The sequence below is a fragment of the Pseudomonas sp. PDM20 genome (genome assembly GCF_014852575.3).
Lineage (GTDB): Bacteria > Pseudomonadota > Gammaproteobacteria > Pseudomonadales > Pseudomonadaceae > Pseudomonas.
Window position 1 is genome coordinate 6086212 of the sequence record NZ_CM181224.1, and the last position, 25424, is coordinate 6111635.

The 25424-nt window shown below is 64.7% G+C and carries 24 protein-coding genes and 2 tRNA genes; 19 read left to right on the top strand and 7 right to left on the bottom strand.

The annotated features are described in order from the left end of the window. Positions 1-8: 8 nt before the first annotated feature. Positions 9-1319, top strand: coding sequence for a S41 family peptidase (locus IB261_RS27990; RefSeq protein WP_081515343.1), 1311 nt, complete (start codon positions 9-11; stop codon positions 1317-1319). Between the two features lie 3 nt (positions 1320-1322). After that, the gene (locus IB261_RS27995; RefSeq protein ID WP_192383660.1) at positions 1323-2105 is read left to right on the top strand and encodes a divergent polysaccharide deacetylase family protein; all 783 of its coding nucleotides are present in this window, start codon (positions 1323-1325) and stop codon (positions 2103-2105) included. A 139-nt stretch (positions 2106-2244) separates the two neighbouring features. Here the strand turns inward: IB261_RS27995 and IB261_RS28000 are convergent, their stop codons facing one another. The 7 genes from IB261_RS28000 to hisB form a co-directional block, all read right to left on the bottom strand. Then, positions 2245-3000 (bottom strand): substrate-binding periplasmic protein, encoded by a 756-nt coding sequence (locus tag IB261_RS28000; protein WP_054910504.1) that lies wholly within the window; start codon positions 2998-3000, stop codon positions 2245-2247. A gap of 152 nt (positions 3001-3152) precedes the next feature. Next, the gene (locus IB261_RS28005; RefSeq protein WP_405307450.1) at positions 3153-3908 is read right to left on the bottom strand and encodes a substrate-binding periplasmic protein; all 756 of its coding nucleotides are present in this window, start codon (positions 3906-3908) and stop codon (positions 3153-3155) included. A 276-nt stretch (positions 3909-4184) separates the two neighbouring features. Further along, on the bottom strand, positions 4185-4955 hold the full coding sequence (gene hisF, locus IB261_RS28010) for an imidazole glycerol phosphate synthase subunit HisF (RefSeq protein WP_081515340.1): 771 nt from the start codon (positions 4953-4955) through the stop codon (positions 4185-4187). A gap of 112 nt (positions 4956-5067) precedes the next feature. Beyond that, a complete protein-coding gene (gene hisA, locus IB261_RS28015) occupies positions 5068-5805 on the bottom strand; it encodes a 1-(5-phosphoribosyl)-5-[(5-phosphoribosylamino)methylideneamino]imidazole-4-carboxamide isomerase (RefSeq protein WP_054910490.1) in 738 nt (245 codons plus the stop codon). A gap of 40 nt (positions 5806-5845) precedes the next feature. Beyond that, a complete protein-coding gene (locus IB261_RS28020; RefSeq protein ID WP_045215778.1) occupies positions 5846-6106 on the bottom strand; it encodes a DUF2164 domain-containing protein in 261 nt (86 codons plus the stop codon). 3 nt (positions 6107-6109) lie between these two features. Further along, positions 6110-6748 carry an imidazole glycerol phosphate synthase subunit HisH gene (gene hisH, locus IB261_RS28025; protein WP_081515338.1) on the bottom strand — a complete coding sequence of 213 codons (639 nt, stop codon included), beginning with the start codon at positions 6746-6748 and terminating at the stop codon, positions 6110-6112. Continuing rightward, positions 6748-7341, bottom strand: a complete 594-nt coding sequence (hisB, locus tag IB261_RS28030; RefSeq protein ID WP_015479330.1) for an imidazoleglycerol-phosphate dehydratase HisB — start codon at positions 7339-7341, stop codon at positions 6748-6750. The genes hisH and hisB overlap by 1 nt, the downstream gene beginning before the upstream one ends. Before the next feature lie 140 nt (positions 7342-7481). On the opposite strand from hisB, the gene panM reads away from it, so the two are divergent. The 17 genes from panM (at position 7482) to IB261_RS28115 (ending at position 25423) form a co-directional block, all read left to right on the top strand. Beyond that, positions 7482-7880 (top strand): aspartate 1-decarboxylase autocleavage activator PanM, encoded by a 399-nt coding sequence (gene panM / locus IB261_RS28035; RefSeq protein ID WP_151188588.1) that lies wholly within the window; start codon positions 7482-7484, stop codon positions 7878-7880. Positions 7881-8021: 141 nt separating this feature from the next. Continuing rightward, positions 8022-10250, top strand: a complete 2229-nt coding sequence (locus IB261_RS28040; RefSeq protein WP_192383659.1) for an AsmA family protein — start codon at positions 8022-8024, stop codon at positions 10248-10250. Further along, positions 10247-11314 (top strand): A/G-specific adenine glycosylase, encoded by a 1068-nt coding sequence (gene mutY / locus IB261_RS28045; RefSeq protein ID WP_192225145.1) that lies wholly within the window; start codon positions 10247-10249, stop codon positions 11312-11314. Before IB261_RS28040 ends, mutY begins: the two co-directional genes overlap by 4 nt. Beyond that, a complete protein-coding gene (locus IB261_RS28050) occupies positions 11311-11583 on the top strand; it encodes an oxidative damage protection protein (protein WP_015479334.1) in 273 nt (90 codons plus the stop codon). The genes mutY and IB261_RS28050 overlap by 4 nt, the downstream gene beginning before the upstream one ends. Positions 11584-11661: 78 nt before the next feature. Next, positions 11662-11737 (top strand) — tRNA-Phe (locus IB261_RS28055). 231 nt (positions 11738-11968) lie between these two features. Then, positions 11969-14299 carry an LTA synthase family protein gene (locus IB261_RS28060; protein WP_192383658.1) on the top strand — a complete coding sequence of 777 codons (2331 nt, stop codon included), beginning with the start codon at positions 11969-11971 and terminating at the stop codon, positions 14297-14299. A gap of 283 nt (positions 14300-14582) precedes the next feature. Continuing rightward, entirely contained in the window at positions 14583-15356 is a 774-nt protein-coding gene (locus tag IB261_RS28065; RefSeq protein ID WP_045215765.1) for an ABC transporter ATP-binding protein, read from the top strand. Between the two features lie 14 nt (positions 15357-15370). Continuing rightward, positions 15371-16123 (top strand): ABC transporter substrate-binding protein, encoded by a 753-nt coding sequence (locus IB261_RS28070; RefSeq protein ID WP_081515332.1) that lies wholly within the window; start codon positions 15371-15373, stop codon positions 16121-16123. Positions 16124-16179: 56 nt separating this feature from the next. Further along, a complete protein-coding gene (locus IB261_RS28075; RefSeq protein WP_081515331.1) occupies positions 16180-16875 on the top strand; it encodes an ABC transporter permease in 696 nt (231 codons plus the stop codon). Beyond that, complete coding sequence (locus tag IB261_RS28080) at positions 16872-17564, top strand: ABC transporter permease (protein WP_081515330.1); 693 nt, start codon at positions 16872-16874, stop codon at positions 17562-17564. Before IB261_RS28075 ends, IB261_RS28080 begins: the two co-directional genes overlap by 4 nt. 66 nt (positions 17565-17630) lie before the next feature. After that, positions 17631-18851: a methyltransferase gene (locus tag IB261_RS28085; RefSeq protein WP_192383657.1), complete on the top strand. Its 1221-nt coding sequence runs from the start codon at positions 17631-17633 to the stop codon at positions 18849-18851. A gap of 388 nt (positions 18852-19239) precedes the next feature. Further along, entirely contained in the window at positions 19240-19713 is a 474-nt protein-coding gene (locus IB261_RS28090) for a MarR family winged helix-turn-helix transcriptional regulator (protein ID WP_065086500.1), read from the top strand. Then, a complete protein-coding gene (locus IB261_RS28095; RefSeq protein WP_192383656.1) occupies positions 19710-21197 on the top strand; it encodes an efflux transporter outer membrane subunit in 1488 nt (495 codons plus the stop codon). The genes IB261_RS28090 and IB261_RS28095 overlap by 4 nt, the downstream gene beginning before the upstream one ends. Positions 21198-21211: 14 nt before the next feature. Next, a complete protein-coding gene (locus IB261_RS28100) occupies positions 21212-22396 on the top strand; it encodes an HlyD family secretion protein (protein WP_151188595.1) in 1185 nt (394 codons plus the stop codon). A gap of 13 nt (positions 22397-22409) precedes the next feature. Beyond that, positions 22410-23948 (top strand): DHA2 family efflux MFS transporter permease subunit, encoded by a 1539-nt coding sequence (locus tag IB261_RS28105; RefSeq protein WP_151188596.1) that lies wholly within the window; start codon positions 22410-22412, stop codon positions 23946-23948. A gap of 74 nt (positions 23949-24022) precedes the next feature. Then, positions 24023-24098: transfer RNA gene (locus tag IB261_RS28110), tRNA-Thr, on the top strand. A 347-nt stretch (positions 24099-24445) separates the two neighbouring features. Further along, complete coding sequence (locus IB261_RS28115) at positions 24446-25423, top strand: glycosyltransferase family 2 protein (RefSeq protein WP_231708935.1); 978 nt, start codon at positions 24446-24448, stop codon at positions 25421-25423. Position 25424: the final 1 nt, after the last annotated feature.

Sequence of the window (25424 nt, forward strand, 5' to 3'; positions counted from 1 at the left end):
AGCCAAACATGTCGCAAGCTTTCCGTCTCACTACCCTGGCCCTGGCCTTGCTGCTCGGCGTCGGTGCGGTCCAGGCCGCCGACGCGCCGGCCGCATCCCCTGCGGCCAACGGCAAGGAGGCTCCGCTGCCGCTCGACGAGCTGCGCACCTTTGCCGAGGTCCTGGACCGGGTGAAGGCGGCTTACGTCGAACCGGTGGACGACAAGACGCTGCTGGAAAATGCCATCAAGGGCATGCTCAGCAACCTCGATCCGCACTCCGCCTACCTCGGCCCGGAAGAGTTCGCCGAACTGCAGGAAAGCACCAGCGGTGAATTCGGCGGCCTGGGCATCGAGGTCGGCAGCGAGGATGGCTTCGTCAAGGTGATCTCGCCGATCGACGATACCCCCGCCGCCAACGCCGGCATCCAGCCGGGTGACCTCATCGTCAAGATCGACGGCAAGCCGACCAAGGGCCAGTCGATGAACGAGGCGGTGGACAGCATGCGCGGCAAAGCCGGCTCGCCCATCACCCTGACCATCGTGCGCGGCGGCGGCAAGCCGTTCGACGTAACCCTCAAGCGCGCCGTCATCAAGGTCAAGAGCGTGAAGAGCCAGCTGCTCGAACCGGGCTACGGCTACCTGCGCATCACCCAGTTCCAGGTGAACACCGGCGAGGAGACCGTCAAGGCGCTGTCCAAGCTGCGCAATGACAACAAGGGCAAGCTCAAGGGCATTGTGCTGGACCTGCGCAACAACCCCGGCGGCGTGCTGCAGTCCGCGGTGGAAGTGGCTGACGCCTTCCTCACCAAGGGCCTGATCGTCTACACCAAGGGCCGCATCCCGAACTCCGAGCTGCGCTTCTCCGCCGACCCGGCCGACCCGAGCGACGGCGTCCCGCTGGTGGTGCTGATCAACGGCGGCAGCGCCTCGGCGGCGGAGATCGTCGCCGGCGCCCTGCAGGACCAGAAGCGCGCGATCCTCATGGGTACCGACAGCTTCGGCAAGGGCTCGGTACAGACCGTGCTGCCGCTGAACAACGACCGCGCCCTGAAGCTCACCACCGCGCTGTACTACACCCCCAATGGCCGCTCCATCCAGGCCCAGGGCATCACCCCGGACATCGAGGTGGAACGCGCCAAGGTAACCCGCGAGAAGAGCGAATTCGACGGCTTCAAGGAAGCGGACCTGCAGGGCCACCTGGCCAACGGCAATGGCGGCCAGGACCGTCCGACCACTTCCGGCAAACCGCCGGTGGATCGCCCGCAGGATGGCGACTACCAGCTCAGCCAAGCCCTCAGCCTGCTGAAAGGACTCAGCGTCAGCCGCGGCAACAACTGACCGATGCGCCCGGCCCGGCTGCTTTTCGGCCTGTGCCTGGGCGCGCTGCTGTGCCTGCCGGTGGCTGCCGCGCCCCGGCCGGACGGCGGCAAGCCGCTGGTCAGCATCGTCATCGACGACCTCGGGCAGAACCTGGCGCGCGACCGCCAGGTGCTCGACATCTCCCCCGCCATCGCCCTGGCGATCATCCCCGATACACCCCACGCCGCCGAATTGGCGCGCGAGGCGCACCACCGCGGGCGCACCGTGATGCTGCACATGCCGATGGACCCGGCCGGCGGTGGTTACGCCTGGACCCCGGAACTGACCCAGGAAGAGCGCGCGCGCCGTCTCGACGCCGCGCTGGCGAAGGTGCCCTACGTGCAGGGTGTGAACAACCATGAAGGCAGCCGCATGACCGCCGACCGCCCGGCCATGGCCTGGCTGGCTGCTGAGCTGCAGCGCCGCCACCTGTTCCTGCTCGACAGCCGCACCAGCGCCGCCACCGTGGCTGCTGCCGAGGCACAGAAGATCGGCCTCGCCAGCCTGTCGCGGGACGTTTTCCTCGACGACGATCCGAGCGAAGCGGCGGTGATGGAGCAGATGCAGCGCGGCCTGAAACTGGCGCGCAAGCAGGGCACGGTGGTGATGATCGGCCACCCGAAGCCGGCGACCCTGGCGGTGCTCAAGCGCGTGCTGCCGACCCTGAAGGCCCAGGGCTTCGAGCTGGTGCAGCCGTCGCTGATGATCGCCGAGCGCGGCAACCGCGCCATGGCGGGGCATGGGCAGAACGGAATCTATCGCTAGACGCGGGCTTTTCGTAGGAGCGAGGGGGACGCCTAGTTCTTGCTCGCGAACAGCCCCGGCACCGGAGTTTCCGAAAGCGGTTCGCGAGCAAGCCCGCTCCTACCAAGAGCAGTCAGGCCTGGGCGCCCGGACTGCAGGCCTACAGATAGTTATTGGTCGCCTGCTCGATGAAGCCATCGGCGCGCATTTCGTCCAGCGCCTTCTGCAGCTTCGCCACCACCTCGTCCGGAGTGTCCTTGTTGATCGCCAGGTACAGCTGCGCCTCGTTGAAGCGCAACACGGTCTGCAGGCCGGACACGCCTTCCTGCTTGGCCAGGTAGCGACCCACCGGGTCGGTGGTGGCCCACAGGTCGATCTCGCCGGTGGTCAGCTTCTTCACGTTTTCCTGGTCACGCAGCGCGTTGAGCACCGGGATGCCCTGGCTCTCCAGGTTCTGGCTGACGGCGTCGTTCTTGTAGGCGCCGAGCTTGTACTTGGCGGCGTCCTTGAGGTCCTTCACCTTGATCGAGCTTCCCGGCGGCGCGAGCAGGACCCAGTGGGTCTTGGCGATCGGCCCGACCCACTTGAACAGCGGCACGCGCTCAGGCGTGTAGGTGGTGGAGAACAGCCCGTAGTCGGGCTTGTCGAGGGCCAGCTTGTACAGGCGATCCCAGGGGAAACGCAGGCTCAGGCTGTACTGGATGCCGGCGCGCTTGAACATCTCGCGGACGATGTCGGCGCTGATGCCGTCGATACCATCGTCACGGGCGAAGTTCTTGTCATCCACCGCCATGTTGAACGGCGGGAAGTTCTCGGTGAGCAGCACCATCTTGTAATCGGCGGGCAACTCGGCGCGGGCCGTGGCGGCCCCCAGCAACAGACCCAGGGTAAGGGTCTTGATCAGGACTTTCAGCATGGTCATACCGCTCGCTTGGTTATCGTTATTGGGCTTGCGGCATCCCTGCAGAGGGGACGGAATACTTCGCTCGTCTGCCTTCCGTGGCAAAACCGGCGCCGAGGGATGTCGGCGCCAAACACGAAGGCCGGCGAGTGGCCGGCCTTCGGGTGTTACAGGTAACTGTTGAGCACGTCGTCGACGAAGCCTTCGGCGCGCATCTTGTCCAGCGCCGACTGCAGCTTCTGCACCACGGCATCCGGAGTCTCGCGGTTCAGTGCGAGGAACAGCTGGTCGCTGTTGAAGCGCAGCACGGTCTTCAGGCCGGTGACGCCCACCTGCTTGGCCAGGTAGCGGCCCGCCGGGTCACCGCTGGCCCACAGGTCGATCTGACCGTCGCGCAGCTTGGCGGCATTCTCCTGGTCACGCAGCGCCAGCACCGGCTCGAAGCCGTGCTCGCCGAGGTACTGGGCCATGGCATCGCCCTTGTAGGCGCCGACGCGGTATTTCTTCGCTTCATCCAGGTTATTGAGGGCGATGGGGCTGTCGGCCTTGGCCAGCAGGACCCAGTCGTCCGGACCGATCGGGCCGACCCATTTGAACTGGCTCTCGCGCTCGGGCAGGCGCGCGGTGACGAACACGCCGTAGCCGGGCTTCTCCAGCGCCAGCTTGTAGATGCGATCCCAGGGGAAGCGCAGGGTCAGGCTGTACTGCACGCCGGCACGCTTGAACATCTCCTTGACGATATCCACGGCGATGCCGTCGATGCTGTCTTCCTGGGCGAAGTTCTTGCCGTTGATGGCCATGTTGTAGGGAGGGAAGTTCTCGGTGAGCAGCACCACGCTGTAGTCCGAAGAATCCGTTTCAGCCCTTGCCGCACTGGCCAGAAGCAGGCCGCAGCCTAGCCATGCGAGCAGAATGCGCTTCAGCATCGAGATATTTCCTGCGTATGACATTTCTGAGAAGGCGCAGAGCTTACTCGGAGAATTGACGTCAATAAACCCTATGAATATGGCGATGGGACATAGATACGCCAGTATCCCGATCCAAAAACGCCAGTACCTTGACCAGGATGCGCCATAACCTTGACCGAAGCCTTGAGCTAGCAAGCTTCATGCGCAGGAAGCGGATGCGGCCACCGGACGCAGGGGAAGGACGGCCCATGAGAGAGCCATCGGGCCGGGAGAACCCCGGCCCGGAAGGGATCAGCGCACGACGATGCCGCGGCTGGCCAGGTAGGCCTTGGCCTCCGGCACGCTGTACTCGCCGAAGTGGAAGATGCTCGCCGCGAGAACCGCGTCGGCCTTGCCTTCGATGATGCCGGCAGCCAGGTGCTCCAGGTTGCCGACGCCGCCGGAGGCGATCACCGGCACGCCCACGGCCTCGCTGATGGCGCGGGTCACGCCCAGGTCGTAGCCGCTCTTCACGCCGTCCTGGTCCATGCTGGTCAGGAGGATTTCACCGGCGCCCAGGCCTTCCATCTTCTTCGCCCATTCGACCGCGTCCAGCCCGGTGGGCTTGCGCCCGCCGTGGGTGAAGATTTCCCAGCGCGGCGCTTCGCCCGGCGCCGAGACCTTCTTCGCGTCGATGGCGACCACGATGCACTGTGAGCCGAAGCGCGCGGCGGCTTCGCCGACGAACTCCGGGGTGAACACCGCCGCGGTGTTGATCGAGACCTTGTCCGCACCGGCGTTGAGCAGGTTGCGAATGTCCTGCACCGTCCTGACGCCGCCGCCCACGGTCAGCGGGATGAACACCTGGCTGGCCATGCGCTCGACGGTATGCAGGGTGGTATCGCGGCCATCGACGCTGGCGGTGATGTCGAGGAAGGTGATCTCGTCCGCACCCTGCTCGTCGTAGCGACGGGCGATTTCCACCGGGTCACCGGCGTCGCGGATGTTCTCGAACTTGACGCCCTTCACCACGCGGCCGTTGTCCACGTCGAGGCAGGGAATGATGCGTTTAGCCAGTGCCATAGCAATGCTCTCGTAGGATGGGTGGAGCGCAGCGATACCCATGCTGCCGGACCACCCCAGGTCCTCAGTGCCGGGCCATGCCGTTTCGCGGCACGCCCGGCCTGCGTTCAGGTCAGCCTTTGAAGCTGTCGCACAGTGCCTGTGCTTCGGCGACGTCGAGGGTGCCTTCGTAGATCGCGCGGCCAGTGATGGCGCCGACGATGCCCGGCGTACGGGCGTCCAGCAGCTTCTGGATATCACCCAGGTTGTGGATGCCGCCCGAAGCGATCACCGGAATACGCGTGGCGTTGGCCAGGGCAGCGGTGGCTTCGACGTTGCAGCCCTGCATCATGCCGTCCTTGGCGATGTCGGTGTAGACGATCGCCGAGACGCCATCGGCCTCGAAACGCTTGGCCAGGTCGATGACCTGTACCGAGCTCACTTCCGCCCAGCCGTCGGTGGCGACGAAGCCGTCTTTCGCGTCGAGGCCGACGATCACCTTGCCGGGGAAGGCCTTGCAGGCTTCGGCGACGAATTCCGGCTGCTTGACCGCCTTGGTGCCGATGATCACGTAGCTGACGCCGGCGCGGACGTAGTGCTCGATGGTTTCCAGCGAGCGGATGCCGCCGCCGATCTGGATCGGCAGGTTCGGGTAGCGCTTGGCGATGGCGGTAACCACTTCACCGTTGACCGGCTTGCCTTCGAAGGCGCCGTTCAGGTCCACCAGGTGCAGACGGCGGCAACCGCCCTCCACCCACTTGGCGGCCATGGACACCGGGTCGTCGGAGAAGACCGTAGCGTCTTCCATCAGGCCCTGGCGCAGGCGCACGCAGGCGCCGTCTTTCAGATCGATTGCGGGGATGATCAGCATGGGTTGAACCTGCTCGAATCCAAAGATGAATGGGGTCGGGTCAGCTCTTCTCGAGCGCCCACAAGTCGCTTTCGATGCTCTCGAACCGGTCTTTCAGGTGAGACTGCACGTCGAAGATCGCCTTGTTGTAGAACAGCGGGCCGAACTCGCGCAGGAAGAAGTCCAGCGCCTCTTCGGCCTCGAAGGAACCGACGTCCAGCTCGAAGCGATCTTCGAGAAAACGCTGGATCGCCCGCGCCGCGCTCTGGCGCTGGGCGCCGTCGAGCTCGAGGATCGCCGGCTTGTCCTTCTGGCGGGCCATGGCTTACCAGCGCCCGTCCCAGGCGGCGAAGTTCTGCAGCAGCTGCAGGCCATGGGTATGGCTCTTCTCCGGGTGGAACTGCACGGCGAAGCGCGAACCATCGGCCAGCGCGGCGGCGAAATCGACGCCGTAATGGCCGCGACCAACCACCTGGCGCGGGTTGCCAGCCTGGATGTAATAGCTGTGCACGAAGTAGAAACGCGCGCGGTCGGGGATGTCGTGCCACAGCGGGTGATCCACGCTCTGTGCCACTTCGTTCCAGCCCATGTGCGGCACCTTCAGGTGCTCGCCGTCCTCGTGCAGGTCCTTGCCGAAGAAGCGCACCTGGCCGGGGAACAGGCCGATGCAATCGACACCGTCGTTTTCCTCGCTACGCTCCAGCAGCGCCTGCATGCCGACGCAGATGCCGAGGAACGGACGGTCCTGGCTGACTTCGCGCACCAGGCTGTCGAAACCCAGGCGCTTGATCTCGGCCATGCAATCGCGGATCGCGCCGACGCCGGGGAACACCACGCGGTCCGCCTCACGGATCACGTTGGCGTCGCTGGTCACCAGCACGCGACCGGCGCCCACGCGCTCAAGCGCCTTGGACACCGAGTGCAGGTTGCCCATGCCGTAGTCGATGACGGCTACCGTCTGCATTACAGACACCCTTTGGTGGACGGCATCTGGCCGGCCATGCGCTCATCCAGCTCGATGGCCATGCGCAGCGCGCGGCCGAAGGCCTTGAACACCGTCTCGATCTGGTGGTGGGTGTTGTGCCCGCGCAGGTTGTCGATGTGCAGGGTGACGTTGGCGTGGTTGACGAAGCCCTGGAAGAACTCCATGAACAGGTCGACATCGAAGCCACCGACGCTGGCGCGGGTGAACGGCACGTGCATCTGCAGGCCGGGGCGGCCGGAGAAGTCGATGACCACGCGCGACAGCGCCTCGTCCAGCGGCACGTAGGCATGGCCGTAGCGGCGGATGCCTTTCTTGTCGCCGATGGCCTTGGCGAAGGCCTGGCCGAGGGTGATGCCGATGTCTTCGACGGTATGGTGATCGTCGATATGCAGGTCGCCCTTGCACTCGATGTCCAGGTCGATCAGGCCGTGGCGGGCGATCTGGTCCATCATGTGCTCGAGGAAGGGAACCCCGGTATCGAAGCGGGCCTTGCCCGTTCCATCCAGGTCGATGGAAACCTTGATCTGGGTTTCCAGGGTGTCGCGCGCGACGGATGCCTTGCGTTCGGCCATCACCAGCTCCACAGCTAACACTGCACGTAATTATAAGAAGGGGCGGCATTATAGGCGCGCCGGGCGCTGCGCGGCTATGGGCGGTGGTCGGCGCTGGCAGATAGTCCTACACTGCGCGGCTCGCCTTCCGAGGATTGCCCATGCCCGTCGTCGTCCAGCACCTGACCCAGCCCAGCGACCAGGACCGCCAGGACCTGCTGAAGATCTACGCCGACGCGCCACAATGGCTGCTGGCGCCGTTCACCGATGCCGATGCACTGGTCACCCGCGGGCTTGCCGAGGGCCGGCTGTTCACCGGGCGCTTCAACGACCGCCTGCTGGGCGCCGCGTGGATCGAGCGAGACGACGACACCTGGCGGCTTTCCCGCCTGTGCGTGCGCCAGGTTACCCGCAACCGCGGCGTCGCCCGGCGCCTGCTGGAAGAAGCCCAGCGCCTGGCCGTCCTGCAGGGTGCCGCGCTGCGCCTGAGCGCTCCGCAAGATCAACCCGAAGCCGCGCGCTTCGCCGAGCACCTGGGCCTGACACTGCTGCCAGCCTGACCCGCCATCACCGGGGAACCGCGCCGCAAGTCCCCGTTCAAACCCCGCAATACCTGCGCCTGCCTTTCCGGGCTGGGGCGCCGCTGCGTCATTGGTATACTTTCCCGCTACTCCACCCGCCGCCTGAACAAGGACCCGTCCATGAAAGCGTTCGGCAAAATCATCGGCATCATTGCCCTGGTCCTGCTGCTGCTCATCGTCGCCGCCGGCTTCGTGCTGAGCCATTTCTTCGATCCGAATGACTACAAGGACGAGATCCGCCAGCTCGCCCGGGACAAGGCCAACCTCGAACTGAACCTCAAGGGCGACATTGGCTGGAGCCTGTTCCCCTGGCTGGGCCTGGAACTGCATGACACCAGCGTGGCGAGCCTGCAGACACCAGACAAGCCGTTCGCCGACGCGCAGCTGCTGGCCATGTCCGTACGCGTGCTGCCGCTGCTGCGTAAAGAAGTGCAGATGAGCGACATCCGCGTCGAAGGCCTGACCCTTTCCCTGAACAAGGACAAGAACGGCGTCGGCAACTGGGAAAGCATCGGCAAGCCCGCCCAGCCGGCCGCCGGCACCCCGCCCGCCGCACAACCGGCGCCCGCGCCGAGCGAGCCGGCGAAGCCCGCCGCTGGCGAAGGCCACCAGGCGATGAAGCTGGACATCGACAGCCTGAGCGTGAAGAACGCCCGCATCGATTACGCCGATGCCCAGAGCGGCAAGAACTACAGCGTGGAGGGCATCGAGCTGACCACCGGCGCCATCCGCGAAGGCAGCAACATCCCGCTCAAGCTCAGCGCCTACCTGGGCACCAACCAGCCGGTGATCCGCGCGCGCACCGAACTGACCGGCAACCTGCGCTTCGACCGCGCGCTCAAGCGCTACCAGCTCGAAGACGCCAAGCTCTCCGGCGAAGTCTCCGGCGATCCGTTCCAGGGCAAGACCGCCAACTACAGCGCCCAGGGCCAGCTGGTACTCGACCAGGCCGCCCAGGTCGCCGAGTGGAACGGCCTGAAGGTCACCGTCAACCAGCTGCGCGCCCTGGGTGAGCTGAAGGCCCGCGAGCTGGATAAAGAGCCCAAGTTCGATGGCGGCTTGTCGCTGGCACCCTTCAACCTGCGCGAATTCCTCGAAGGCATCGGCCAGACCCTGCCGGAAATGGCCGACACCACCACCCTCACCAAGCTGGAGCTGGCCACTCGCATCAGCGGTACTCGCAACAGCCTGGCCCTGAACGACATCAACCTGAAGCTGGACGACAGCGCCTTCAGCGGCAATCTCGGCATCGCCGACTTCAGCAAGCAGGCGATCCGCGCCCAACTGTCCGGCGACAAGCTGAACCTCGACCGCTACCTGCCGGCCAAGGTCAAGAAAGCCCAGGACTCCACCAACAGCGCGCGCAAGGCCGAAGTCGACGCCACCGCGCAGAACGCCGTCAAGGGCGACACCCCGCTGCCCAGCCAGCCGACTCAGCAGGCCTGGAGCGACGCCCCGCTGCTGCCCATCGCTCGCCTGCGCGCACTGGACCTCGACGCCGGCCTGAACCTCGGCCGGCTGACCCTGGACAAGCTGCCCATCGACAACGCCGTGCTCAAGCTGCGCGGCCAGGGCGGCCTGCTCAACCTCGACGACCTGCGCGGCGAGCTCTACGACGGCAAGTTCAACGCCACCGCCACCCTCGACGTGCGCCAGGACGTACCGACCCTGCAGGCGAAGAAGCACATCGCCGACGTACCGGTGGAGCGCCTGCTCGAATCCCAGGGCCAGAAGCCGCCGGTAAAGGGCATGCTCGACCTCGACGCCGACATCACCACCCAGGGCAACAGTCAAAAGGCCTGGATCGACAACCTCAACGGCACCGCGCACTTCGTCCTGACCCAGGGCGTGTTGCTCAATGCCAACCTTGAACAGCAGCTGTGCCAGGGCATCGCCACGCTCAACCGCAAGTCGCTGACTGGCGAGCATGGCGGCAAGGACACTCCGTTCCGCGAGCTGCAGGGCAACCTGGTGTTCCGCAATGGCGTAGCCAGCAACCCGGACCTCAAGGCCAGCATTCCCGGCCTGACCGTCAAGGCCGACGGCGACCTCGACCTGCGCGTGCTGGGTATGGACTACCGCGTCGGCGTCACCATCGAAGGCGACAAGAGCGACATGCCCGACCCCGCCTGCGAAGTGAACAAGCGCTATGTAGGCATCGAATGGCCGCTGCGCTGCCGCGGCCCGCTGGAACTGGGCGCCAAGGCCTGCCGCCTGGACAAGGACGGCATCGGCAAGATCGCCGCACGGTTGGCCGGGGACCGGCTGAACCAGAAACTCGAAGAGAAGCTCGGCGACAAGGTCAGTCCCGAACTCAAAGACGCACTCAAAGGGCTGTTCAAGAAGTGACCCCGCAAAGCTTCAATCAGGCCGTGCTCGACTGGTTCGACACGCACGGCCGCCATGACCTGCCCTGGCAGCAGAACATCACGCCCTACCGGGTGTGGGTCTCGGAAATCATGCTGCAGCAGACGCAGGTCAGCACCGTGATGGGCTACTACGACCGCTTCATGACGGCGCTGCCGACGGTGGCGGACCTGGCCAACGCGCCGGAAGACGAAGTGCTGCACCTGTGGACGGGCCTGGGCTACTACACCCGCGCCCGCAACCTGCACAAGACCGCGAAGACGGTGATGGAACAGCACGGCGGAGAATTCCCCCGCGACGTCGAACAGCTCGCCGAGCTGCCCGGCATCGGCCGCTCCACCGCCGGCGCCATCGCCAGCATCTCCATGGGGCTGCGTGCGCCGATCCTCGACGGCAACGTCAAGCGCGTGCTCGCGCGCTACATCGCCTGCGACGGCTATCCGGGCGAGCCCAAGGTCGCCAGACAGCTGTGGGACGCCGCCGAGCGCTTCACGCCGCAGGAGCGGGTCAACCACTACACCCAGGCGATGATGGACCTGGGCGCCACCCTCTGCACCCGCAGCAAGCCGAGCTGCCTGCTCTGTCCGCTGCGCGAGGGCTGCCGCGCGCACTTTCTCGGCCGCGAGACCGACTTCCCGGTATCCAAGCCGCGCAAGGCGCTGCCGCAGAAACGCACGCTGATGCCGATCCTGGCCAACCGCGAGGGCGACATCCTGCTCTACCGCCGTCCGTCGACCGGACTCTGGGGCGGCCTGTGGAGCTTCCCCGAACTGGACGACCTGGCCGCCCTCGACCCACTGGCCCAGCGCCACGCCCTGCGTCTGGGCGAGCGGCGCGAGCTGCCCGGCCTGACCCATACCTTCAGCCACTTCCAGCTGGCCATCGAGCCCTGGCTGGTGCGCGTCGAGGACGCAGCCCCCGCCGTGGCCGAGGCCGACTGGCTCTGGTATAACCTCGCCACCCCGCCGCGGCTCGGCCTTGCCGCCCCGGTGAAGAAGCTGCTCAAACGAGCCGCCGACGTGTTGAACGCAGGAGAAATGTCATGACCCGACTGGTGATGTGCCGCAAATACAAAGAAGAGCTGCCCGGCCTCGATCGCGCGCCCTATCCCGGAGCCAAGGGCCAGGACATCTACGAGCACGTCTCGAAGAAAGCCTGGGACGAATGGCAGAAGCACCAGACCATGCTGATCAACGAGCGTCGCCTGAACATGATGAATGCCGAGGATCGCAAGTTCCTCACCGCCGAGATGGACAAGTTCCTGTCGGGCGAGGAATACGCGCAGGCCGAGGGCTACGTCCCGCCCAGCGCGTAAGCTTCGGTATTATTTGAAAAATTTTTTCGCGGCACGCTTGACACCCCTTCCGAAAACCCTTTTAATGCGCGCCACGTTGCCCAGGTAGCTCAGTTGGTAGAGCAGGGGATTGAAAATCCCCGTGTCGGCGGTTCGATTCCGTCCCTGGGCACCAAGCCTTCCGAAAAGCCCCTGAAATCGCGAGATTTCAGGGGCTTTTTCATTCCGCTCCGCACAAGTCACTCCTCCGCCCCGGAACATTCCCGCGTTTCGTATCGAATGTTTGCCGAACCTCAGTGTCTACTGGCACATAGCACATCGATCTTTCAGAATCATGACCATCCGGACGATTTTCACCCTGTAGTGAGATACCCTCCGGGATTCGATGTTTCGTAGCGGAGTCACTGTGCGCAAACTCATAAGCTGGTGGAATTCCCGGGGCAACCTGGTTTCCCTGTCTGCCCTCTTCCTGCTGGTGCCGCTGTTCGGCCGCTACAGCCTTGGCTGGGGCTCCCCGCTGGGCTACCTGTCGGACCTCGCGCTCGGCACCCTGCTGGTCGTCGCAGTGCACAACCGTCGACTGTTCATCGCCATTCCGGTCATGCTGGTGTGGGCCCTGTCGGTGATCGGCACCGCCGAACTGGTCAGCGCCGTGGGCCGCATGCCTGCGCCGGAAGACCTGCACTTCCTCGCCGACCCGACCTTCGTCGCCAACTCCACCGAGGGCGGCGGACTCAACCACCTGCACCTGGCAATCCTGATCGGCGCCGGCATCCTGCTCTGCGCGCTGCTCTGGCGCCGCCGCGAAAAGCCGCTGCCGCGCTACGCCTATGCCGTACCGGCCGCACTGCTGGCCGCCCACGCTGGCGTACAGTACTTCCAGCCCAGCGACGCGGAGATGTGGAAGCAGTTCAACCTGCCGCACCAGTTGGTCTCCCGCGCCGTCACCAGCGGCGAGATGGCCTACCAGGACTGGCGCGACCGCGACCAACCGGAGGTCCGCCCGGACGTCACCGGCCTGACCCAGCACGACCTCAATGGCACTTCGCTGCTGGCCGGCCGCGGCCAGGCGAAGAACGTACTGATCATCGCCATGGAGGGTATCCCTGGCGCCTATGTCGCCACCAACCGTGCCGCCCTGAGCAGCAGCTACGAAGAATCGATGATGCCGCGCCTGAGCACCTGGGCCGAGCGCGCCATGACCACCCCGGACTACGTGGTGCACAGCCACCAGACCATCCGCGGTCTCTACGCCATGCTCTGCGGCGACTACAGCAAGCTGGACAACGGCACGCCCAAGGGCGTCGAACTGCTGGGCAACCCGACCCGCGCCGCCGAATGCCTGCCGGCACAGATGCACCAGGCCGGCTTCAGCACCCACTTCCTGCAGGGCGCCGGGCTGCGCTTCATGGCCAAGGACAAGGTCATGCCGGCCATGGGCTTCGACAAGACCCTGGGCCGCGACTGGTTCAAGAAGAAACCCTACCTGGAATTCGCCTGGGGCATGGACGACAAGGCCTTCTTCGAGGGCGCGCTGGACTATGTCGGCCAGCTGCGCCAGAAGAAGCAGCCGTGGATGCTCACCCTGCTCACCGTCGGCACCCACCAGCCGTATTCGGCCACCCCGGAATACCTGGCCAAGTACCCGACCCCGCGCCAGGCCGCGGTTGCTTACCTGGATGACGCCGTCGATGCCTTCCTCAAGGGCCTGGAAGAGAAAGGCGTGCTCAAGGACACCCTGGTGATCGTCACCTCCGACGAATCCCACGGCATCGACAACGTGCGCCTTGCCTCGGCCTGGGGCCTGAACCTGATTCTTGCACCGGAACAGGCCGCGCTGCCGCCAGTGAAGGCCGGCGTCTACGGCCACGTCGACCTGGAATCCTCGGTGCTCGACTACTTCGCCATCAAGGCGCCACAGGATATCGCCGGCCGCTCGCTATTCCGCGAATACGCCAACGGCCGCGAGATGGTGACCTTCACCAACGGCATGCAGCGTTATCACGACGGCAAGGGCAACTTCACCGAGTGCGACTTCCAGCAGGTCTGCCGGCGCTACAAGAGTGACGGCTTCATCGCTGACACCGCCAAGTTCGAAGGCCGCTTCAGTGGCCGCGACGCCCGCCTGATGACTGCCCGAGCAGACATCCTCGACCAGTCGGTGACCAAGGCGCAGTCGGCTCGCGAATACCAGTTCGCGACCAAGGAACGCATCCGCCTGAAGCCACAGATCGACAACGAGTACACCGACAACCTGATCGGCGCGCAGTACCTGGAGTTTCCGGCCAACACCCACACCACGGTGCGCCTGAAGATCCGCGCGATCCAGATGGACGCCAATGGGGCGAAAGTGACGCTCAAGACGCGCTCCTTCGAGAAGCCCGTGCCCATCGAGATGCCGGACTTCCCGCTGGTGAAACGCAACCAGCCGCTGGAAGTGAGCTTCGGCTTCGACAACGAGGAAGCCCGCAAGGCCTTCTCCTTCCACCTGCTCGCCGAAGGCAAGGGCGTCATCGAGATCACCGATTTCCACGTGCTGACCCAGCCGCGCAAATCGACGATCAACGCCACCGAGGCTGGCGGTACCGGTCTGGCCGACGCCAAGCCATTGCCGATCCCGCGCCTGTCCGGGCACCCGAACCTGATGGCCAGCCAGCCACCGGAATCCCAGGACGACATAACCCCTGCAGAGGCGATCGAAGATCCGAACCCGCAACTGCGGCAGATGATGCAGTGATACCAACCGGCGGCCCCAGGGCCGCCGGACTTTTATCGGCCGGTCTAAACTGGCACTATCCCGCCCCCGCGCCACCACCTGATGCCCTCATCCGGCGCGGCTAGTTCAGCCCAGGCGACAACGCCGAGCGGCAATGCGACAACTTGCCACTACAGCCGACGACCGCGGCAGATGGGCGCTTGGCGCACTCAGGAGTGCGTGTTAGGTTGCCCCTCGCCAGGATGGCCCCGATTCTGCAGTGACCTGCTGCGAAAGCGTCCGAATAACAATAGAGGAGCCCCCAATGGCCACGGCCATACCCGCACTGGAAATCCGTAACCTGCACAAGCGTTACGGTGACCTGGAAGTGCTCAAAGGCATTTCCCTGACCGCCCGCGACGGCGATGTGATTTCCATTCTCGGCTCCTCCGGTTCCGGTAAATCCACGTTCCTGCGCTGCATCAACCTGCTGGAGAACCCGCACCAGGGCCAGATCCTGGTCGCCGGTGAAGAACTCAAGCTGAAGAAGACCAAGGACGGCTCGCTGGTCGCCTCGGACAACAAGCAGATCAACCGTCTGCGCAGCGAACTGGGCTTCGTCTTCCAGAACTTCAACCTCTGGCCGCACATGAGCATCCTCGACAACATCATCGAGGCGCCGCGTCGTGTGCTGGGCAAGACCAAGGCCGAGGCTACCGAGATCGCCGAGGCCCTGCTGGCCAAGGTCGGCATCTCCGACAAGCGCCATAGCTTCCCCGCGCAGCTTTCCGGTGGCCAGCAGCAGCGCGCCGCCATCGCCCGCACGCTGGCGATGCAGCCCAAGGTCATCCTCTTCGACGAGCCGACGTCAGCACTGGACCCGGAAATGGTCCAGGAAGTGCTTAACGTTATCCGCGCGCTCGCCGATGAGGGTCGCACCATGCTGCTGGTGACCCATGAAATGAACTTTGCCCGCCAGGTATCCAGTGAGGTGGTGTTCCTCCACCAGGGCCTGGTAGAAGAGCAGGGACCGCCGCAGCAGGTATTTGACAACCCGCAATCGGCACGCTGTAAACAATTCATGTCCAGCCACCGCTAACGGAGCATTACTGCATGAACAACTATAAGAAGATCGTTCTGGCTATCGCGGCCACCTTCGCCCTGGGGAGCCAGGCCATCGCCGCGGACAAACTGCGCATCGGTACCGAAGGCGCCTACCCGCCCTTCAACGGCATCGACGCCAGCGGCCAGGTCGTCGGTTTCGATATCGAGATCGGCAAGGCGCTGTGCGCCAAGATGAAGACCGAGTGCGACGTCGTCACCTCCGACTGGGACGGCATCATCCCGGCGCTGAACGCCAAGAAGTTCGACTTCATCGTCGCTTCCATGTCGATCACCGACGAGCGCAAGCAGGCCGTTGACTTCACCAACGCCTACTACACCAACAAGCTGCAGTTCGTGGCGCCGAAGTCGACCGACTTCAAGACCGACAAGGGCTACCTCAAGGGCAAGGTGATCGGTGCGCAGCGCGCGACCATCGCCGGCACCTGGCTTGAGGACAACATGGCCGACACCGTCACCATCAAGTTGTACGACACTCAGGAAAACGCCTACCTCGACCTGTCCTCGGGCCGCCTCGACGGCGTGCTGGCCGACAAGTTCGTGCAGTACGACTGGCTGAAGAGCGACGCCGGCAAGGACTTCGAGTTCAAGGGCGAGCCGGTGTTCGACAACGACAAGATCGGCATCGCCGTGCGCAAGGGCGACCCGCTGCGTGACAAGCTGAACGCCGCTCTGAAGGAAATCGTCGACGACGGTACCTACAAGAAGATCAACGACAAGTACTTCCCCTTCAGCATCTACTGATGCATGTGCCGCGCCGCCCCTCGCCGGGCGGCGCGCGCCTTCAGGCGTGACTCCCCATGATTTTCGACCTGCACGGCTTTGGCGATCAGTTGATCGCCGGCACCTGGATGACGCTCAAGCTCTCGCTCGCCGCAGTCTGCGTGGGACTGGTCCTCGGCCTGCTCGGCGCCATCGCCAAGACCTCGAAGAACGGTTTCCTGCGCATGCTCGGCGGTTTCTATACCACCGTAGTTCGCGGCGTACCCGAGACACTCTGGGTACTGATGATCTATTTCGGCACCGTGGCCGGCCTGAACGCCATCGGTGACCTCTTCGGCCACCCCGAATTCGCACTCTCGCCCTTTGCCGCAGGCACCTGTGCCCTGGGCCTGTGCTTCGGCGCCTATGCCACCGAAGTCTTCCGTGGCGCGCTGCTGGCGATTCCCAAGGGCCACCGCGAAGCCGGCCAGGCGCTGGGCCTCTCGGCTCCACGCATCTTCTGGCGCATCGTGCTGCCGCAGGTATGGCGCGTGGCGCTGCCGGGCCTGGGTAACCTCTATCTGATTCTTCTGAAGGACACCGCCCTGGTCTCGCTGATCACCCTCGACGAGATCATGCGCAAGGCCCAGGTCGCCTCCAACGCGACCAAGGAGCCCTTCACCTTCTACATGACCGCGGCCTTCATCTACCTGGGCCTGACCGTCTTCATCATGGCCGCCCTGCACTTCCTCGAGCGTCGCGCCGGCCGTGGCTTCGTGAGGAACGAGCTATGACCGATCTCGAGCTGATCCTCAAATGGCTGCCGAAGATGTTCCAGGGCGCCACCCTGACCCTGGAGCTGCTGGCCATCGCCGTGGTCGCCGGCCTGTGCCTGGCCGTACCGCTGGGCATCGCCCGCGCCTCGCGCCACTGGTACGTGCGAGCAGTGCCTTACACCTACATCTTCTTCTTCCGTGGCACGCCGCTGCTGCTGCAGCTGTTCATCGTCTACTACGGCTTCGCCCAGTTCGAGAGTGTGCGCAAGGGGCCGCTCTGGCCGTACCTGCGCGACCCGTACTGGTGCGCCCTGCTGACCATGACGCTGCACACCGCGGCCTACATCGCCGAGATCCTGCGCGGCGCCATCCACGCCATCCCGGTGGGTGAAGTGGAAGCCGCCCGCGCACTGGGCATGTCCCGCCGCCAGGCGCTGTTCCACATCATCCTGCCGCGCGCCGCGCGCATCGCCATGCCGGCCTACAGCAACGAGGTGATCCTCATGCTCAAGGCCAGCGCCGTGGTGTACACCGTGACCCTGTTCGACATCATGGGCATGACCCGCACCATCATCGCGCGCACCTACGAGGCCATGCTGTTCTTCTGCCTCGCCGGCCTGTTCTACCTGGTCATCACGCTGCTGCTGACGCGCATCTTCCGCCTGCTGGAACGCTGGCTGAAGGTGGATTCCATGCAGGGCCGCTGACCGGCGCACCGTTCGCCCACGGGGTGGCTATAATGCGCGCCCCGTGGTTTGCCTCCGCTTCGCACCGTGCTCCCGAACGACACTCCCCTGACCGGCTCCGACCTGCTCCAGCGCTTCCAGGCACTGGACGGTTTCCTGCTGGACCATCAGGCGCTGTGGCGGCCGAAACCCTTCACGGCGCTGGAGCTGGCCTGGGAGCGCGAACACCCCGAACTGGCCGCCTGGCTGCGCAACCGCAGCCTTGATGACGCCGAGGCGGTGCACAACGCGCCCGAGCAGCTCGACGCCCCCGCGCCCTTCCCGGCATTGGCAGCCACGGCCACAAAGCTGTCCGTCGTCGGCGAACTCCCGGCAACGCCGCTGGGCAAGCTGCCGAACCTGCTGACCGTCGATGTGCCTGGCCGCAAGTGGCAACAGATCGAAGCCTTCGCCAGCCGCCTGGATTTCGCCGAAGCACCGCAGCAATGGCTCGACTGGTGCGCCGGCAAAGGCCATCTGGGCCGTCTGCTGGCGCGTGACGGCAAGCCGCTGCTGAGCCTGGAGTTTGACCATGCCCTGGTGGAAGACGGCCAGCGCCTGAGCGACCGGCTTCAGCTTCACGCCCGGCATCACCAGCAGGACGTACTCGCACCGGACGTCCGCGAGCACCTGCAGACCGAGCACACCGCCGTCGCCCTGCACGCCTGCGGCAACCTGCACGTACGCTTGCTGCAACTGGCCAGCGCCCAGGGCTGCCGCCAGCTCGCCGTGGCGCCCTGCTGCTACAACCGCATCGATAGCGAGTATTACCAGCCGCTCTCGCATACCGCACAAAGCTCCACCCTGCTGCTCTCGCGGGACGACCTGCGCCTGCCGCTCGCGGAAACCGTCACCGCCGGCGCCCGCGTGCGCCGCCAGCGCGACGGCTCGATGGCGCGGCGGCTGGCTTTCGACCTGCTGCAACGGGAAGTCCGCGGCAGCAATGACTACCTGCCCACTCCCTCCGTGCCGCCGACCTGGCTGGACAAGCCCTTCGCCGACTATTGCCGCGACCTGGCCGCGCTCAGGGAGCTCGACCTGCCCACTGGCACCGACTGGCAGGAGCTGGAGGCCAGGGGCTGGCAACGCCTGGCCCAGGTTCGCAACCTGGAACTGGTGCGCGGACTGTTCCGCCGCCCCATGGAGCTGTGGCTGCTGCTCGATCGCGCGTTATTCCTCGAGGAACAGGGCTATCGCGCCACCCTGGGCGCCTTCTGCGCCACCCGGATGACCCCTCGCAACCTGCTATTACTGGCCGAACGCATCTGAGACGGGCGTTCCAGGGCTTCACCCACAGACCCTGTGGATAACTCTGTTCGTAACCCCGGAAAAAACTCCCCATCCTTACTGCCCAGACCGCCTCGCTGCGATCTGGTCATTTTCTGTACATATAAATTTAATCCTTTAAAAACAGTAGGTTACGAGACTTCGTGATTGCTATCACATCTCATATGCGATTTGCGCCCTAAAGCTACCCCCCTTGTGCATAAAGGTCTTCGGCGGTGTAGGAAATCAGCCATTCCTGTTGCCATCCCTGCTCCAATAGCGCTTCGTCGAACGGATTGTTGCGTAATCGCGACAATCTAATCTTGTCAATCGCTGCCTAGGCAGTATCATTTCGAAACATTTCACTGCCTAAGCAGCTTTCTGTTTTGACATGAATCACTACGACGTCGCGGATTTTCCGTTCAAAGGCTCCATCGGCCAGCTGCTGGGTGCCACCGCCATCCTCAAGGATCGCCTGCTGGACAAGCATCTGGCGCACCTGGACATCACCGCCGCGCAGTTCAAGGTGCTGTTCTTCATCGGCAACGACCGCGCCAACACCCCGGCCGAGCTGTGCCGCGAGCTGTCCATCGACAGCGGGTCCATGACCCGCATGCTCGACCGCCTGGCACGCAAGGACCTGCTGGTCCGCGAGCCCTGCCAGAACGACCGACGCAGCGTGCGCCTAAGCCTGAGCCCCGCCGGACAGGCCGTGAATGACGAAGCCCCGAGCATCGCCGCTGCAGCCATGAACGAGCTGGTCGGCGGCCTCTCCCGCGATGAACTGCAGACCCTCACCGGCCTGCTCGACAAGATCCTGCGCGCCCACGGCGCCGCGGCCCATTGCGCGGCGCAGGAGAAATGATCATGAACCATCTCCGTATCGCCCTGCTGCCGGCCGCCGTGTTCGCCGCCGCACTGGGCCTGTCCGGCTGCGTCAGCTACAAGGGCCTGGACATCAGTGGCAAGGCCGTCGACCCCGCCAGCCTGAAGGCTGGCGTCAGCCTCGATGGTACTCCGCTGTCCACCGCTGCCTGGCCCAGCGAGCACTGGTGGATCAGCCTGGGCGACCCGCAGCTGGACAGTCTGATCAGCGAGGCCCTGCAAGGCACGCCGGACCTGGACATCGCCAGCGCCCGCGCACGCCAGGCCATCGCCGCTGCGCAAGCGCAGGACGCCGCGCGCATGCCCAGCGTCAAGGGCACCGCCAGTTATGCCGGCATCCGCGCACCGGAAAACGTGATTCCTGCGCCCATGGGCGGTCGCTACTCGGCGGTAAAATACCTGTCGCTCAGCTTCAGCTACGACCTCGATCTCTGGGGCGGCCAGCGCGACGCCTGGGAAGCCGCCCTCGGCCAGGCCAACGCTGCCGAAGTCGACCGCCAGGCCGCCTCGATCACGCTCTCCACCAATGTCGCCCGCGCCTACAGCAATCTGGCCCACGCCTTCGTTGCCCGCGACCTGGCCAAGGACGAACTGGATCGCTCGCAGCACCTCTTCCAGCTCAGCCAGAAACGCATGGACGCTGGTCTCGACAGCAAGGTCCAGCTGCAACAGACGCAGTCCCAGGTCGCCAGCGCCAAGCAGCAGCTGGCCGCCGCGGAACAGGAAATTGCCAGCGACCGCATCGCCCTCGCCGTCCTGCTCGGCCAGGGCCCGGACCGTGGTCAGGACCTGCAGCGTCCGCAGGTGCTCAAGCCCGGCGCGCTGAGCCTGCCGTCGAACCTGCCGGCCGAACTGCTGGGTCGCCGCCCGGACATCGTCGCCGCGCGCTGGCGGGTCGAAGCTGCATCAAAAAACATCGACTCGGCGAAGACCGAGTTCTATCCCAACGTGAACCTGGGCGCGATGGTCGGCCTGGCCGCTCTGCACACCAGCGACGTGCTGAAAGCGCCAAGCCGGTTCTTCCAGATCGCGCCGGCCATCTCCCTGCCGATCTTCGACGGTGGCCGCCTACGCGCCAACCTGGCCGGGAAGGACGCCGACTACGACCTGGCCGTCGCCCAGTACAACAAGACCCTGGTCAGCGCTCTCGGCGAGGTCACCGACGATCTCGGCAAGCTGCGCTCGCTGGAGCAGCAGATCGACGACCAGCGCGATGCCCGCGATATCGCAAAGTCCAACTTCGACCTGGCCATGCGCCGTTACGGCGAAGGCGTCGGCAACTACCTAGACGCCCTCAGCGTGCAGCAGCAGCTGCTCCTCGCCGAACGCCAGCTGGCCAGCCTGGACGCCCAACGCATCGACCTTTCGGTGCAACTGGTCCAGGCCCTGGGCGGTGGCTACCAGCCCGACACCACTTCCACTCCTGCCCCGCTCGCCCAGGCGAACGCGGCCGCCGCGCACTGAACGAGGCACCCGACATGAGCACCGCCACCCAAGAAACCCAGAACGGCAACCCCAAGCGCAAGCGCTGGCTGCTGATCCTGCTCGCCGTCGTCATCCTCGCCGGCCTTGCCAGCGTCGCCTGGGAACTCCTCTACGGCCGCTGGCACGAGGACACCGACGATGCCTACGTGAACGGCAACGTCGTGCAGATCACCCCGCAGATCACCGGCACCGTGGTCAGCATCGGCGCCGATGACGGCGACCTGGTGCGCAAGGGCCAGGTGCTGGTGAAGTTCGACCCCAGTGATGCCGACATCGCCCTGCAGCAGGCCGAAGCCAACCTCGCGCGCACCGTGCGCCAGGTGCGCGGGCTGTTCAGCAACGTCGACGGCTACAAGGCCGACGTCGCCACGAAGAAGGTCGCCCTGTCCAAGGCCGAGGCCGATTTCAAGCGCCGGCAGAACCTCGCCAACGACGGCGCCATCTCCCAGGAAGAACTGGCTCACGCCCGCGACGCCCTGGACACCGCGCGCAGCTCGCTGACCAACTCCGAGCAGCAACTGGACACCAACCGCGCGCTGGTGGACGACACCGTGATCGCCTCGCACCCGGACGTCAAAGCTGCCGCCGCCAAGCTGCGCCAGGCCTACCTGGACGACGCCCGCGCGGTGATCATCGCGCCGGTCACCGGCTACGTCGCCAAGCGCACCGTGCAAGTCGGCCAGCGCGTGCAGCCGGGTGCCGCACTGATGGCAGTGATCCCGCTGGACCAGGTGTGGATCGACGCCAACTTCAAGGAAACCCAGCTCAAGCACATGCGCATCGGCCAGCCGGTGGAAATCCGCTCCGACCTCTATGGCAGCGAAGTGAAGTACTCCGGCACCGTCGACAGCCTCGGCGTCGGCACCGGCAGTGCCTTCTCCCTGCTGCCGGCACAGAACGCGACCGGCAACTGGATCAAGATCGTCCAGCGCGTGCCAGTGCGCATCCGCATCAACCCCGAGGAACTGGCGAAGAATCCGCTGCGCATCGGCCTGTCCATGGACGTCAACGTCAGCCTGCACGACCAGAGCGGACCCGCCCTCGCCCAGCAATCGCCGCACGAGGCGGTGTTCTCCACCGACGTGTACCAGGAGCAGCTGGCCTCGGCCGACCAACTGATCGAGAAGCTGATCCAGGCCAACCTGGCCGACGCCAACCACAGCACCGCGCAGCGCTGATCCGACTACCGTCATGAGCCAGCCCAACAGCAGCAGTTTCAGCCCCCCCAGCCTGGTCATGGCCACCATCGGCCTGTCGCTGGCGACCTTCATGCAGGTGCTCGATACCACCATCGCCAACGTCGCCCTGCCGACCATCTCCGGCAACCTCGGGGTGAGCTCCGAGCAGGGCACCTGGGTCATCACCTCCTTCGCGGTGAGCAACGCCATTGCCCTGCCGCTCACCGGCTGGTTGAGCCGCAAGGTCGGAGAGGTGCGGCTGTTCATTGCCGCCACCCTGCTCTTCGTGGTCGCCTCGTTTCTCTGTGGCGTCGCCCAGCAGATGGGCATGCTGGTGGGCTTTCGGGCCATCCAGGGCTTCGTCGCCGGGCCGCTCTACCCGATCACCCAGACCCTGCTGATCTCCATCTATCCGCCGGCGAAAAGGGGGATGGCACTGGCACTGCTAGCGATGGTGACGGTGGTCGCGCCCATCGCCGGGCCCATCCTCGGCGGCTGGATCACCGACAGCTACAGCTGGCCGTGGATCTTCTTCATCAACGTGCCCATCGGCCTGTTCGCCGCCATGGTCGTCTACCAGCAACTGCGCGCTCGCCCGGTGGTGATCAAGCACGCGCCCATGGACTACATGGGCCTGGCGATGCTGGTGATCGGCGTCGGCGCCCTGCAGATCGTCCTCGACAAGGGCAACGACCTGGACTGGTTCGAATCCGGCTTCATCATCGGCGGCACGGTCATCGCGGCGATCGCCCTGGCGGTCTTCGTGATCTGGGAACTGACCGACAAGCACCCGATCGTCAACCTGCGACTGTTCGTGCACCGCAACTTCACGGTGGGAACCCTGGCGCTGGTCGGCGGCTACGCCGGTTTCTTCGGCATGAACCTGCTGCTGCCGCAGTGGCTGCAGACCCAGATGGGCTACACCGCGACCTGGGCAGGCCTGGCGGCGGCGCCGATCGGGATCCTTCCGGTGTTCCTCTCGCCGCTGGTCGGTCGCTACGCAAACAACTTCGACCTGCGCCTGCTGGCGGGGCTGGCGTTCCTGGCGATGGCGGCGACCTGCTTCATGCGCGCCGACTTCACCACCGAGGTCGACTACCTGCACATCGCGCTGGTACAGATGTTCATGGGGCTGGGCGTGGCGTTCTTCTTCATGCCGATCCTGAGCATCCTGCTCTCCGATCTGCCGCCCGACCAGATCGCCGACGGCTCCGGCCTGGCGACCTTCCTGCGAACCCTGGCGGGCAGCTTCGCCGCTTCCCTCACCACCTGGATCTGGAACCGCCGCGCGACCATGCACCACGCCTACCTGACCGAAAACCTCAGCCAGTACGACCCGGCCACCCGCGCCACCGTCGAACAGCTCGGCGGCCCCGGCCAGCACAGCGCCGCGCTGCTGGAACGGATGGTGGAAAGCCAGGCCTACATGATCAGCACCATCGACTACTTCACCCTGCTGGGCTGGCTGTTCCTCGCCATGCTGGTAGTCATCTGCCTGGCCAAGCCGCCCTTCGGCGCCAAGCCCGGCGCAGCGACTGCGGGCGGTCACTGACAAAAACTGCGGATCATTCTGACAAATCAGTGGTTTACACCAAGGGCGCCGTGACTATAATGGCGCCCCTCCTTGCCGGTATAGCTCAGCTGGTAGAGCAACTGACTTGTAATCAGTAGGTCCCGGGTTCGACTCCTGGTGCCGGCACCAAAAATCCGAACGTCGACAAAGGCTCATCCTCAGTGATGGGCCTTTGTCGTTCTCATGCCTTGAAAAACGACTACCCGGACGAATGGAAGGTTTTACGGGGAACCTCCTGACTTGTAGGAAGTCTTAATCCTCTTTATATAGCGTAGGTGAAGAACTCATCGAGCCTTCTGTGCGCGAGTAAAAACTGGAAGAAAGACATAGGTTTACTGAGCAGTCTGCATGAATATAATGTCGCGATCCACGCTGCCTCCTGAATTAAGCTGGCGTCGGAGCACCCCAACTGGCCATGTCCATTGTGCCAGCAGACTGACCAGCAATCCGCGGATGGAACCGCCAGGGGCACGCCAGTGATCGCCGAAAACGCGGTTCAGCCAAAACCACAGCAGGACGTTGAAGCCGCCAAAACCCTGCGGGTCGGCATCTTGATGTCGACGTACAACGGCGCGACCTTTCTTGCCGAACAAATCGAGTCCCTGATTTCACAAAGCCATCAAAACTGGACGATTTTCGTTTCCGATGATGGCTCCCGTGATGCGACTCGAGAAATTCTGGAAAGCTATAAGAAGCAACTTGGAGATAATCGTTTGGTTATCTTCGATGGCCCCTGCCGTGGCTTTTCGGCCAACTTCATTTCCCTAATCAAACGCCCTGAACTGGAAGCAGATTTTTATGCATTCTGTGATCAGGACGACATCTGGGAATCTGAGAAGCTCGAACGTGCCGTGCGCTGGTGCAAGGAAGTGCCAAATGAGCGTCCAGCCCTGTATTGCACTCGAACCCAACTGGTCGATGCCAACGGCACCCCCATCGGCCTTTCCCCCCTGTTCGATGCGCCGCCGACCTTTCGCAATGCCCTGGTTCAGAGCATCGCGGGTGGCAACACGATGCTTTTCAACCGATCCGCACGCCAACTTCTGCTCAAGACCCACGACGAAGACCGTATCGTCTCCCATGACTGGTGGGCGTATCTGGTGGTCTCGGGCTGCGGCGGCATCGTTCACTACGATCCGGTACCCACGATCGGCTATCGCCAGCATGGCAATAACCTGATCGGCTCCAACTCCAGGATCAGCGACCGCGCCGTGCGCCTGAAAAAGATGATGGCCGGTACGTTCCGCGAGTGGAACGACGCCAATCTTCAAGCGCTGCAGGCTGTTCAGCCGGAATTGAGTGCAGAAAGCCGCCACACGCTGAGTCTCTTCATTCGCGCACGCAGGTCATCGCTTTTCAAGCGCCTGTTCCTGATCATCAAATCAGGAGTCTATAGGCAAACCCTTCTCGGCAATCTCGGCCTGACGGCGGCCGCCATTCTTCAGAGGCTCTAAT

Bases quoted from the DNA above. Each gene is read 5' to 3' on its own strand.
- hisA (WP_054910490.1), bottom strand. From the start codon at position 5,805: ATGCTGATCATCCCCGCAATCGATCTGAAAGACGGCGCCTGCGTGCGC.
- IB261_RS28075 (WP_081515331.1), top strand. From the start codon at position 16,180: ATGATTTTCGACCTGCACGGCTTTGGCGATCAGTTGATCGCCGGCACC.
- hisB (WP_015479330.1), bottom strand. From the start codon at position 7,341: ATGGCCGAACGCAAGGCATCCGTCGCGCGCGACACCCTGGAAACCCAG.
- IB261_RS28050 (WP_015479334.1), top strand. From the start codon at position 11,311: ATGACCCGACTGGTGATGTGCCGCAAATACAAAGAAGAGCTGCCCGGC.
- panM (WP_151188588.1), top strand. From the start codon at position 7,482: ATGCCCGTCGTCGTCCAGCACCTGACCCAGCCCAGCGACCAGGACCGC.
- IB261_RS28080 (WP_081515330.1), top strand. From the start codon at position 16,872: ATGACCGATCTCGAGCTGATCCTCAAATGGCTGCCGAAGATGTTCCAG.
- IB261_RS28020 (WP_045215778.1), bottom strand. From the start codon at position 6,106: ATGGCCCGCCAGAAGGACAAGCCGGCGATCCTCGAGCTCGACGGCGCC.
- IB261_RS28095 (WP_192383656.1), top strand. From the start codon at position 19,710: ATGATCATGAACCATCTCCGTATCGCCCTGCTGCCGGCCGCCGTGTTC.
- hisF (WP_081515340.1), bottom strand. From the start codon at position 4,955: ATGGCACTGGCTAAACGCATCATTCCCTGCCTCGACGTGGACAACGGC.
- IB261_RS27990 (WP_081515343.1), top strand. From the start codon at position 9: ATGTCGCAAGCTTTCCGTCTCACTACCCTGGCCCTGGCCTTGCTGCTC.
- hisH (WP_081515338.1), bottom strand. From the start codon at position 6,748: ATGCAGACGGTAGCCGTCATCGACTACGGCATGGGCAACCTGCACTCG.
- IB261_RS27995 (WP_192383660.1), top strand. From the start codon at position 1,323: ATGCGCCCGGCCCGGCTGCTTTTCGGCCTGTGCCTGGGCGCGCTGCTG.
- IB261_RS28000 (WP_054910504.1), bottom strand. From the start codon at position 3,000: ATGCTGAAAGTCCTGATCAAGACCCTTACCCTGGGTCTGTTGCTGGGG.
- IB261_RS28070 (WP_081515332.1), top strand. From the start codon at position 15,371: ATGAACAACTATAAGAAGATCGTTCTGGCTATCGCGGCCACCTTCGCC.
- IB261_RS28105 (WP_151188596.1), top strand. From the start codon at position 22,410: ATGAGCCAGCCCAACAGCAGCAGTTTCAGCCCCCCCAGCCTGGTCATG.
- IB261_RS28100 (WP_151188595.1), top strand. From the start codon at position 21,212: ATGAGCACCGCCACCCAAGAAACCCAGAACGGCAACCCCAAGCGCAAG.
- IB261_RS28065 (WP_045215765.1), top strand. From the start codon at position 14,583: ATGGCCACGGCCATACCCGCACTGGAAATCCGTAACCTGCACAAGCGT.
- IB261_RS28090 (WP_065086500.1), top strand. From the start codon at position 19,240: ATGAATCACTACGACGTCGCGGATTTTCCGTTCAAAGGCTCCATCGGC.
- IB261_RS28040 (WP_192383659.1), top strand. From the start codon at position 8,022: ATGAAAGCGTTCGGCAAAATCATCGGCATCATTGCCCTGGTCCTGCTG.